Raw genomic sequence first — 11,338 nt, 5'->3', positions numbered from 1 at the left:
TGAATATTTATTACCAACCCACCACTGATTTAATGGCATCTGCAATGTTAACTTATAATAACATGCGCATTTATTATGATTTTTTTGGTAGGATTGGCAGCCTGCTCAAATATATGAGCAAATTTCAACGCTTGATAATTGGGATATTGTATTAAATGGTGACATTGTTGGCGCAATACGTTTGGCTTTTGATGATGAGGGCTGTTTTATTCGTGATTTACAAGTAAATGCCGTTTTTCAAAATAAAGGGGTTGGTGCTGCGGCAATTGCAGAATGTGAGCGTTTGGCAAAAATTGCTGGCACTAATCAACTTCGGTTACGTGTTTTCAAAATAAGCCCTGCTCATAAATTGTACACACGAACTGGTTTTAATATTTCTCAAGAAGATGACCGATTTTATTACATGGCTAAAAATATAGCCTGATGAGATGCACTTTCATGTTTTAGTTTATTACTTACAAGTATTTTATAGTAGCGCTAAAAAGAGATCTATCATAAGAAAATCATAAGAAAACCACTGTGGTATGTTAATACAAAACAGCTTTTTTATTTAATTATGTGTATCAGTATTTACCGACACACATGATCAACAGGCGCTAGTTCTCACTTTTTAATCTTTCAAATAGCAAACCTTTAGCGGTGCGCTTTTTAAAACCAGGCCAGTAAGTGTGCTCTGTTTTTGGGTTGTTTAATTCATCTATAGCCCATACTGAGTCGTTTGAGTTTGGAATTATATTTAAGTATTTATCCATTTTAATGTTTTGCTTTAAATAGTTGTTTAGCCATGCGCTGACAAAATGTTGTGCAATGTTATTCATACGCGCACTGTCCCAAACGGCATCAAGATAATGCTCACTTATATTAAAGCCAAGTGTTTGGTCAAAGAAATAAGCTTCTTTTGGTGGCGGCATCACAGCCCCTGCATTGTGATTAGCATTAATAAAAGTAAGTAATGCTCGTTCACTGTTAGTTGCCGCTTTGAACATTGCACGCACGCCTGTTTTATACCCTGATACGTCATCTTCAGAGCCACTAATAAAAAATACTGGCATCGTAATTTCTTGCAGTGTTTTTTCATCCCAAAGGCCGTAGTTCATTCCCCAAGGGGCAAAAGCAATGACAGTTTTAATGCGTGTATCTACAGGTGTTTTTTTACCTGATTGATGGCGGCTAAGTGTTGAAAAAGCAGGGCTTTGTTGATTATTGACGGCTTGCGCTGTTACTCCTGCACCGGCATTTATAATTGCACCATACCCGCCCATTGAGTAACCAATTATGGCGGTATTTTTCGCATCAACTAATTTATTTAAGAATGAGTCGGTACGGGTTGACATTTTATCGAGCTGGTCAAGCACAAATAATTGATCAGTGGGCCTATTTACCAGTGTAGATGCAAATGCGGCCTGCGTTCTATAGGTAGAATCAGTGTGGTCAATAGATGCAACAACATAGCCTTTCGATGCTATGTTTTCTGCAAGATGTGCCAGCAGATAGCGATTACCCGGATACCCATGAGATATAATAACAAGCGGGTAAGCCTGCGTTTGTGTAAGCGCAGTAGCGTCTCTTATTGCTTTACCATGTAAGGCAACAGACGTTTTACCATCTCGTATAAAACTGTTCAGTGTTGTTTCACCTTTGCTTGTTGCTTCTGCCGGGTACCAAACTTCAATTGTGAGCGGGCGATTGTAACGGGGTAATTGTTCAGGTTGTGCCAATGTGGGGTTAAGTTTTAAAATATCTATTTGATTAGGGTTAACAACATTTAAAGTGCGCACTCCCGTGGTGTAATTCCCGTATGCTGCAAGCTCTGGGGCATCAGGTCGTTGTGTGTCGATACGATTTTCGGCCCAGGCTATATGACTAGTATTGGCGGTGAGTAAAAGAAATAAAAACGAAAAACTTTTTATGCGCATGGTAACGTCCAATTTTTTTATTAAGTAAGCCGTGCTTGCAAAATAGCGAGTACGGCTTGGTATAAATGGTGAGTTTAGTTTAACCCTAACGCTTTTATCATGCGTTGCGCTATTTCAACGTGATGCGACATAGTAGAAAATTGCTGGGTTATTGCCTCTGGGCCAAATGCGTATACGGGGACAGGTGTCGAAGTGTGGGTGCCTGAGCCCCACACTATATTTTGATCGCCAGCTAAAGCGCGCGCTATTTTTGCACTATGATCATCATCGGCGTAAACGTAAAATTCTTTAAAGTCAGCAAAGTGAGGGACTATTTTTGCATTTTGATAAGGATGATCAGCTATGTAGTATTCGTTTATTTCTCGTTCACCAATTTTGCTTGCTTGAGTAATATCAATTTTATATTGACTGTACTTATTGACAGCTGTCATCCAATCTTTGGGGGTCGTTGTGGTGAAATCTCGTTTTGGGCTGGCGGCATTTATCATATCGAAAAAAGTCCCCGTTTGTGCATACAGCTTGTCTAGGTGTGACAATTCACCAAAATTAAAGTTTGGTTTATGCGCTGTGCCTTGCATACCGCTGCCTTTAAGTAGTTGTGGTTGTGGGATATTTTTGCGTGAATAACTAAAGCCAAAGCTGCCTGTTTCATGATCTGCGGTTATTACAACTAATGTGTCGTTACGCGCTTTAACCCATTCATAAACAGCTTCCACTGCTTCGTCAAATTTAAGAAGTTCACTTAACATCCACCCTGCATCATTCGCATGGCCTGCCCAGTCAATTTGGCCTCCTTCAATCATTAAAAAGAATCCATTTTCGTCTTTTGATAAAATTTCAAGGGCTTTTATTGTCATTTCTTTAAGCGAGGGTTGGCTACAGTTATTATTGGTTTTACAGGTTTTATAGGCTATGCCGTTGTTCATACCTGAGTTAGCAAATAAGCCAAGTAGTTTAGTGGCATGGGTATTTTGCATTTGAGATTTGTTAAAGGCAAGGGAGTAACCATGTTGCTGGTGTGCTTCGATAATAATATTGCGATTATCTTTACGATTTGATTTTTTATAAATATTTGCTGGTGCGCCTAATGTTGCTAGTGCGTGTTGTTCACTAGGATTGGCGGTTATAGATGTAGGTAAAAATTCTCTAGCTCCTCCAGAGAGCATTACGTCAACCATACCCGAGCTAACTAACTCTTCAGCAATTTGCGCTTCTAAAGAGCGATGTGGTTGATGAGATGCAAAAGCAGCCGGCGTTGCATGGGTGATCCGAGTATCTGACACTAGCCCGGTTGCTTTACCTGCTTTTTTTGCTTTTTCTAAAATAGTATCAACAATATTGCCATGTTCATCAAGCCCTATCATTTCAGAACCCGCAGCTTTACCCGTGGCAAGTTGTGTTGCTGAGCATGCTGAATCGTTAACTAATTTACCGTTTTTGCCATAGGGCGCATTAAGCGCCAACCCCATGTGACCTGCTTGGGCAAATTTAGATAATGCGGTTATGTTACCTGTAATATTATAGGTAGAATTAGGGGCGCGGCGGGCATATTCTTCTAATAATCCCACTTGTTGTGGGCCCATGCCATCGCCAATCATTAAAATAACGTTTTTAACGCTCGTATTGCTGGTTGGTGTAGTGGGGGAAATATTGTTTTTTGTGGAATTACAGGCAGTGAGTAAAAGCATTGATATAGTCAAAGCGATGATGTTTTTATTCATTTTTTTGTTATCTCTTAAGCTTAGTAACTTTTAAAAAGTATAAAATTATTAGGTTATAGTAGGCATAAACAATGACCCTAGTATGTCACTCTTGTGACAATTTAGGGACAATGATTATGCTCAATCCATTAGAACACTTGATGAAATTGTGGTTTTGGCTTAAAAACGGCTGCTGTCTGGTTAGAATGCCCCCGTTTTCATTACTGCCTTAGATGATGATTTTTTAGAGAGCCTAGGTTTTGTAGGACTAGATAAACAAGGTGACAACGCGAGTACTTTGTTTAAAAGTATGTTCTTAGCGAAGATGTGTGACATTTTTATACATATTTTAAACCTAGAATATTAAACCGGGTGAATTGTTTTAGGCTGAGCCTCTGGCAATTAAACGTGGAGCGAGTAAGGTGCTTTGCACTTGCTCACCACGGATAAGTTTTAATAGATTATCAACTAGCATTTGCCCTGCAATGGTGGTGTTTTGTTCTATGGTTGTAAGTGGCGGATTGATATAACTTGCAATAGAAATATTATCAAACCCGATGACGGCGACATCTTTTGGCACATTAATATTCGCTTCTTTTAACGCACGTATTGCACCTATTGCAATAAGATCGCTGGCAGCAAAAAGCGCATTAAAGGTGATATTATTAGCGATTAAAGAGCGGGTAGCATGGTAGCCAGATTCTTCAGTGGAGATAGCATTAGCTATTTTACGGTCATTTAATTTTATACCGTTTTGCTGTAACTCATCTTTAAAGCCGTTAAAGCGAGCAAAAAATTCAGGACTATGGTCAGAGGCATCACCAATAAAGGCACAGTCGTTGCGATTATGGGCAATAAAATGTTCAGCTGCTAACTTTCCACCACCATAGTTATCACAACTTATGGTTAAATCAGCACGGTTATCAACACTTGCTCCCCAACACACAAATTTGGTATTTTGCGCTAGTAACGTTTTAAACTTTGGCTGAAAATCAATGTAGTCGCCATAGCCCAATAAGATGATTCCATCTGCACGGTGGCTGTCTTCGTAGTCTGCTTGCCAATCGGCACTTGCTGATTGAAACGACACCAATAAATCGTAGCCTTCTTTAGCGCAGGCGCGAGTAATACTGCCAAGCATAGCTAAAAAGAATGGGTTAATTTGCGATTCATCCGAGGTGGGGTCTTCAAATAATAGTAATGCCAAGGTACAGCTTTGTTGAGTGCGTAAATTGCTGGCGTTTTTATCCACTTTATAGTTTAGCTTTTTGGCAATGTCAAAAACTCGCTTTCGAGTCTCATCATTTACCAGCGGGCTATTTCGTAAAGCGCGAGAAACGGTAGATTGAGATACCCCTGCATAGTGGGCTATATCAAACGAGGTGGCTTTACCTTTCATTATTATTACTTACTTAAGAGGACAATAAGGAGCTATTCTCGTTTATTGATGAATTTTTTCAAGCTTATTTATCAATAAAGGCATTTTTTTATTGATTTTGCTATGACACCGGTGTCACAATATAGACGTTTTATCATTTTGTTGTCAAAACGTATTCGCTCCCTTTACTATTAAAGGGGGCTTTTTTACAGTGATAGCTGCTTTGAGGTGATAGCTCAAAGTATATAAGTATCAATGGATACCCCATTAAAATAATAAGTACTGATTACTTAAACAAAAGAGATAACACTATGGGTTTACATTCTAGCACACATTTTGAGCCTATTTTAGTTGCCGATATTGGTGGCACAAATGCTCGCTTTGCGTTGATCACGGGATTCGATGAATCAAGTAATCAATTTACCATTGAACACAATCATACTTTCCCAAGCGCTAATTATGGCTCGCTCGAAAGTGCTGCCGCGTATTACTTATCAACAGTGCCTCATGTAAACCCTAAGCGCGCATGTCTTGCTGTTGCAGGCCCTATTAATGCCGGGCAAGTTCATTTAACCAATTTAGGTTGGCATTTTAGTGTTAATGATTTTAAACATCATTTCGACCTTGTTCAGTTGAGTGTTATTAATGATTTTGCAGCCTTTGCTTATGCCGCTCCTTATTTAGATCCCTCACAAAACGTCATAGTCAAACCAGGGCAAGCAGATGAATTTGCTAACATTGGTGTAATGGGGCCAGGTACAGGCTTTGGTGCAGCATGTTTAGTAAGAACCCCACATTCGTGTGCAGTAATGAGTTCAGAGGGCGGCCATATTTCGTTAGCAGCGGTGAGTGAGCTAGATACTCAACTTATTCAAGCGCTTAAAAGAGAACACCCTCATGTATCGGTTGAAACTGTATTTTCTGGCCCAGGCATTGCGCATTTATACAAAGCTATGGCGAGCGTTAAAGGAGTTACGGCTAAAAATTTAGATGCGGCACAAATTAGTAGCTTGGCAAACAGCGGTGAATGCGAAGTATGTGAGGCAACGCTCAATCAATTTTGTGACTGGATTGGCAGTGTGGCAGGCGATTTAGCGCTTGCTTATGGTGCCTTAGGCGGCCTTTATATTGGCGGTGGCATATTACCAAGAATGCAGACGCGTTTACTTCAAAGCCGTTTTATTGAACGATTTTCACAAAAAGGCATTATGTCACAGTATACGAATCAAATTCCGGTCACATTAGTAACACAAGACAACATTCCTTTAATTGGTGCTGCCGCGTGTTTGCATACGAGTCAACAGGGTTAATTACGTTGCATACATTTGGAAAATAAATAGATGAAAAAAGTCACTATAAATAGCGTTGCCAGTCATGCAGGCGTATCCAAAAAAACAGTATCGCGGGTTTTAAACAACGAGCCAAATGTGAGTGCAGCAACACGCGAAAAAGTGCTTGCCGTATTTAAAGAACTTGATTACACACCTAATCCTATTGCGCGAGGGTTGGCACAAAATCGAAGTTTTATTATTGGCTGCCTGTACGACAATCCGAGTAAGAGCTACATTACCCGAGTACAAACCGGGGCGCTTGAAGCCTGCCAAGAAAATCACTACAACTTGCTTATTCACCCGTGTGAGCTCAGGGGGGAGGCGTTGATCAACAATATTGAACAGTTATTGCAGTCATCGCGTCTTGATGGATTGGTGCTTACTCCGCCGTTTTGTGACTTTGGTGAATTAGTTGATTTTTTAAAATCAAAAAAAATTCCTTATGCTCGGGTTGCTTCAGCCATTTTAGACGATGATTCTATTTCTGTGACCAGTAATGACGAGCAGGGGGCATTTGAAATTACCGAGCATTTAATTCATCTTGGGCATAAATCGATTGCGTTTATTAAAGGTCACCCCGATCACAGCGCAACAGAGCAGCGTTTTAAAGGCTACAGGCGAGCATTGGCAAGCCATGGAATCGAATTTAACGAGCGTTTAGTTGAAGAGGGTAATTTTAGTTATCATTCAGGGGTTAATAGTGCGCGTAGTATTTTAGATTCATCACCACGTCCTACTGCTGTATTTGCCTCAAATGATTATATGGCCGCGGCTGTGCTTAAACTTGCTACACAGCGAAACCTTCGCGTTCCAGATGATATTTCCATAGCGGGCTTTGATAACGCGCCTATAGCGCGTCATATCTGGCCTGGGCTGACCACCATAGCGCAACCTGTGGAAGAAATGACAAAACAAGCGGTTACGCAATTAATTACCCACATTATTGAACCGCAACAGTCACCTTATAAAGTAATTTTAGAGGCTAAACTAATCACCCGAGAGTCAACCGCCGCTGTAAAATAACTCTACCTTTAGAATAACCCGAGATAACTTGGGTTTTCCCCCTGTATTTTTACTCCTACGGTATTTGTTTGCGGGTATTTTACAAAAAATGAATAGACGTGTTAAAAAAATAGGGGTATTTTTATTTGTCAGGGTTGACACCGGTGTCATTGTCATGCGTTAATACAGTGACACCGGTGTCAAGGTTGTTGTGAGAGGCTCCTTGGTAGCGTACCTTTGAACGGGTAAGTCAAAGATGCTCAGTGCAGTTATTTTCGTGGAGTCTATAATTGTCACTGAGCCTTTATCCTCTAACTAATAGAGATGAGTAAAATTATGTTGCACCCTCGAATTAAAGAAGTCACAGAGCGCGTTATTGAGCGCAGTAAACAAACCCGTCAAGCCTATTTAGATCGTATTTCGCACGCAAAAAAACAAACAAGAGTCCGTGCTGGTTTAGGTTGTGGCAACATTGCCCATGTTATGGCTGCGTGTAGCAGCGACGATAAAGCACGTTTAAAAGCAGATGAAGTGCCAAACCTTGCCATTATCAACGCTTATAATGACATGTTATCTGCGCATGTGCCTTATAAAGAATACCCCGATTTAATTAAAAGTATTGCCACAAAATTTGACGCTACAGCGCAAGTTGCTGGTGGTGTTCCTGCGATGTGTGATGGCGTTACGCAAGGGCGTGATGGTATGGAGCTGTCGCTTTTTTCTCGTGATGTTATTGCTATGTCTACCGCGGTATCACTATCGCATGACGTGTTTGACGGTGTTTTTTGTTTAGGCGTATGTGACAAAATTGTCCCAGGCCTATTAATTGGTGCACTATCGTTTGGCCATTTACCTGTGTATTTTTTACCAGCAGGGCCTATGCAATCAGGTATTCCAAACAAAGACAAAGCACGTGTTCGTCAAAAGTTTGCCCAAGGCTTAGTGTCGCGTGAAGAATTATTAGAGGCAGAGAGTGCGTCTTATCATAGTGCGGGTACATGTACGTTTTATGGTACTGCTAACTCAAATCAAATGTTGATGGAAATAATGGGCTTACACTTACCAGGTAGCTCGTTCATAAACCCATACACAGAGCTGCGTGATGGTTTGACTGCAAACGCAGTGGAAACCATGCTTAAGCAGCTTACTGAAAACAAACATGGCCCGTGTTTAGCGGATGTGATCAGTGAAAAAACCATTATTAATGGCTTGGTTGGCTTGTTATCAACAGGTGGCTCAACCAATCATGCAATTCATATTGTGGCTATTGCAAAGGCTGCGGGTATTCAAGTTACGTGGAAAGATATGTCTGATTTATCGGCAGAAGTTCCGCTACTTACGCGTATTTACCCTAATGGCTCTGCCGATGTTAATCACTTTCAAGCAGCCGGCGGAATGGGGTTTTTAATGCGTGAATTAGCCAGTGCAGGCTACTTACACACAGATGTAACCACTATTTTAGGCGATGGCCTTGCACCTTATATGTGTGAGCCATTGTTAGATAAAGACGACACCCTAATTATGAGTGATGCGAATGGCCCAAGCAAAGTTAAATGGGTAGCGTGTCCAGAAAACTCACATGATGAGGAAGTACTTCGCCCTGTTACTAATCCATTTAGTAAACAAGGTGGTTTACAGTTACTTACGGGTAACCTAGGTAAAGCGGTTATTAAAGTATCAGCGGTGGCAGAGTCTCATCAAGTGGTATCGGCACCGGCTAAAGTATTTAGCTCACAAGGTGAGTTACAAGATGCCTACAGCCGCGGCGAACTTAACCAAGACTTTATTGCTGTACTTAAAGAGCAAGGGCCAAAAGCCAAAGGCATGCCTGAGCTTCATAAGCTCACACCGGTAATGGCCACATTACAAGATCAGGGCTATAAAGTGGCGATTGTTACCGACGGGCGTATGTCGGGTGCGTCAGGTAAAGTACCTGCAGCAATTCACTTAGCGCCAGAAGCGGTTGAAGGTGGCATTATTGCTAAAATTCATGAAGGCGATATTGTTACTTTAGATGCGCCAAATGGTATTTTAAAACTGCATGTGAGCGATGAAGAGCTTGCAGCGCGAGAGCCGCAAATTAGCCAAGCAAGTCAAACGTTTGGTACAGGTCGTGAATTATTTACTGGATTTAGAAATATCGTAAGCAGTGCCGATTTAGGTGCAAGTGCTTTTGGACTTGAATAATAATTAGCCATATTGGGTAATGAGGAACAAGTAATGAGTATTGAAAAAATCTTAGCATCGGCACCGGTTGTGCCAGTGGTGGTGATCGAAAAATTAGAAGATGCGGCACCACTTGCAAGAGCGTTATACAACGGAGGTTTAAAAGCACTTGAAATTACACTGCGTACACCTATTGCGGCAGAAGCTGTAAAGCTAATGAAGGCCGAAGTCCCCGAGGCTTATGTAGGCACTGGCACTGTTATTGATAAAGCAAGCTTTAATGCATCTGTAGAAGCGGGCGCTGATTTTATGGTAAGCCCTGGCGTTAGCGATGAACTTTTAGCGCTGGCAAAAGAGTCGACAATTCCTTTTTTACCCGGTGCAGCGACCCCAAGCGAAGTAATGAACTTAGTTGCGCATGGCTTTAAGTATTTAAAGTTTTTCCCTGCAGAAGCTGCAGGCGGTACTGCCATGCTAAAGGCTATTGGCGGCCCCTTACCCGATATTACTTTTTGCCCAACCGGCGGCATTAGTTTAGCTACAGCGCCTGACTACCTTGCACTTAACAATGTAATTTGTGTGGGTGGTACGTGGATGTTAGACAAACAACTTATTGAAAACAAAGACTGGCAAGCCATTGAAACGCTTGCTCGCCAAGCATGTGAAGTTAACAGGAGTCAAAAATGATTAATGTAGCAATTAATGGCTACGGCCGAATTGGTCGTAATATACTACGCGCACTGTATGAGTCAGCGCAAAATAATGAAATTAAGATTGTGGCTGTTAACGATTTAGCCCCTGCACATGTGAATGTTCACTTAACTCAGTTTGACTCAGTACACGGTCGTTTTTCACACCAAGTCACGCTTAAAGACAATAGCATGTTAATTGGTGATGATGTGATCACACTAACCCAAGAGCGTGACCCTGCTAATTTACCGTGGAAAGCGTTAAATGTAGACATTGTTTTAGAGTGTACGGGGTTATTTACCACACGCGAAGCGGCTAATAAGCACATTGAGGCAGGCGCGAAAAAAGTAGTGGTATCGGCACCGGGTACTGACATGGATGCAACGGTAGTTCATGGTGTAAATAGCGAAGTTATTAATGCCAACACACATATTATTTCAAACGCGTCGTGTACTACAAATTGTTTAGCGCCAGTGGCTAAAGCGATAAATGACACGGTAGGGATTGAACAAGGTAGCATGACCACCATTCACTCTTACACCAACGATCAAAATTTATCTGATGTATACCACCCTGATTTATATCGTGCGCGAAGTGCTACGCAATCTATGATCCCCACTAAAACAGGTGCTGCAAAAGCGGTTGGTTTAGTGTTACCTGAGCTTGCGGGTAAACTAGATGGCATGGCAGTACGCGTACCAACAATTAACGTGTCATTGGTTGATTTAACCTTTATTGCTAAACGCGACACTAGCATTGAAGAGATTAACCAAGTGGTGAAGGCTGCGTCACAAGGCCCAATGAAAGGTATTTTAGAGTATAACGAGCTGCCGCTTGTTTCTATCGACTTTAATCATAATCCTGCCTCATCTATTTTTGATGCAACCCAAACCCGTGCCGATGGTAAACTAGTAAAAGTAATGGCGTGGTACGACAACGAATGGGGTTTCTCAAACCGCATGTTAGATCAAGTTAAAGCGCTGGGTGCTTATTTATAAATTTTCCGTGTAGTTAAATTTTGCTTTATCCAGCCAAGCCACGCACTGCGTGGCTTTTTTGTTTAATTATTAATATTGTATTGGCAGTATGTTTAAGCCGATTAAGTGGTCAAAATATGGGGTTTAGCTTTTCTATAAAAAAAGGCCAACGAGGTTG

The 11,338-nt window shown here is 41.3% G+C and carries 9 protein-coding genes; 6 read left to right on the top strand and 3 right to left on the bottom strand.

The window, feature by feature from the left end:
* Positions 1-109: 109 nt before the first annotated feature.
* Positions 110-424, top strand: coding sequence for a GNAT family N-acetyltransferase (locus tag AC6H44_RS08230; protein WP_500738409.1), 315 nt, complete (start codon positions 110-112; stop codon positions 422-424).
* Between the two features lie 172 nt (positions 425-596).
* Here AC6H44_RS08230 and AC6H44_RS08225 read toward each other — a convergent pair whose 3' ends face one another.
* The 3 genes from AC6H44_RS08225 to AC6H44_RS08215 form a co-directional block, all read right to left on the bottom strand.
* Positions 597-1,916, bottom strand: a complete 1,320-nt coding sequence (locus tag AC6H44_RS08225; RefSeq protein WP_500735008.1) for an alpha/beta hydrolase family protein — start codon at positions 1,914-1,916, stop codon at positions 597-599.
* 74 nt (positions 1,917-1,990) lie between these two features.
* Positions 1,991-3,637: an alkaline phosphatase gene (locus tag AC6H44_RS08220; RefSeq protein WP_500735007.1), complete on the bottom strand. Its 1,647-nt coding sequence runs from the start codon at positions 3,635-3,637 to the stop codon at positions 1,991-1,993.
* 361 nt (positions 3,638-3,998) lie between these two features.
* Positions 3,999-5,015 carry a LacI family DNA-binding transcriptional regulator gene (locus AC6H44_RS08215; RefSeq protein WP_500735006.1) on the bottom strand — a complete coding sequence of 339 codons (1,017 nt, stop codon included), beginning with the start codon at positions 5,013-5,015 and terminating at the stop codon, positions 3,999-4,001.
* A gap of 290 nt (positions 5,016-5,305) precedes the next feature.
* Between AC6H44_RS08215 and glk the strand changes: the two genes are divergently transcribed.
* The 5 genes from glk (at position 5,306) to gap (ending at position 11,181) form a co-directional block, all read left to right on the top strand.
* Positions 5,306-6,304: a glucokinase gene (glk, locus tag AC6H44_RS08210; protein WP_500735005.1), complete on the top strand. Its 999-nt coding sequence runs from the start codon at positions 5,306-5,308 to the stop codon at positions 6,302-6,304.
* Between the two features lie 30 nt (positions 6,305-6,334).
* Positions 6,335-7,348 (top strand): LacI family DNA-binding transcriptional regulator, encoded by a 1,014-nt coding sequence (locus tag AC6H44_RS08205; protein ID WP_500735004.1) that lies wholly within the window; start codon positions 6,335-6,337, stop codon positions 7,346-7,348.
* Between the two features lie 315 nt (positions 7,349-7,663).
* A complete protein-coding gene (gene edd, locus AC6H44_RS08200) occupies positions 7,664-9,514 on the top strand; it encodes a phosphogluconate dehydratase (protein WP_500735003.1) in 1,851 nt (616 codons plus the stop codon).
* A gap of 33 nt (positions 9,515-9,547) precedes the next feature.
* Positions 9,548-10,180 carry a bifunctional 4-hydroxy-2-oxoglutarate aldolase/2-dehydro-3-deoxy-phosphogluconate aldolase gene (locus tag AC6H44_RS08195; protein WP_500735002.1) on the top strand — a complete coding sequence of 211 codons (633 nt, stop codon included), beginning with the start codon at positions 9,548-9,550 and terminating at the stop codon, positions 10,178-10,180.
* Positions 10,177-11,181, top strand: a complete 1,005-nt coding sequence (gap, locus tag AC6H44_RS08190) for a type I glyceraldehyde-3-phosphate dehydrogenase (RefSeq protein WP_500735001.1) — start codon at positions 10,177-10,179, stop codon at positions 11,179-11,181. Before AC6H44_RS08195 ends, gap begins: the two co-directional genes overlap by 4 nt.
* Positions 11,182-11,338: the final 157 nt, after the last annotated feature.

This window comes from Pseudoalteromonas sp. TAP-3C, assembly GCF_059888565.1.
This window is presented reverse-complemented; position numbering and strand designations above follow the sequence as displayed.

Coding starts and splice junctions, on each gene's coding strand:
- gap (WP_500735001.1), top strand. CDS start 10,177: ATGATTAATGTAGCAATTAATGGCTACGGCCGAATTGGTCGTAATATA.
- AC6H44_RS08195 (WP_500735002.1), top strand. CDS start 9,548: ATGAGTATTGAAAAAATCTTAGCATCGGCACCGGTTGTGCCAGTGGTG.
- AC6H44_RS08220 (WP_500735007.1), bottom strand. CDS start 3,637: ATGAATAAAAACATCATCGCTTTGACTATATCAATGCTTTTACTCACT.
- AC6H44_RS08215 (WP_500735006.1), bottom strand. CDS start 5,015: ATGAAAGGTAAAGCCACCTCGTTTGATATAGCCCACTATGCAGGGGTA.
- AC6H44_RS08225 (WP_500735008.1), bottom strand. CDS start 1,916: ATGCGCATAAAAAGTTTTTCGTTTTTATTTCTTTTACTCACCGCCAAT.
- edd (WP_500735003.1), top strand. CDS start 7,664: ATGTTGCACCCTCGAATTAAAGAAGTCACAGAGCGCGTTATTGAGCGC.
- glk (WP_500735005.1), top strand. CDS start 5,306: ATGGGTTTACATTCTAGCACACATTTTGAGCCTATTTTAGTTGCCGAT.
- AC6H44_RS08205 (WP_500735004.1), top strand. CDS start 6,335: ATGAAAAAAGTCACTATAAATAGCGTTGCCAGTCATGCAGGCGTATCC.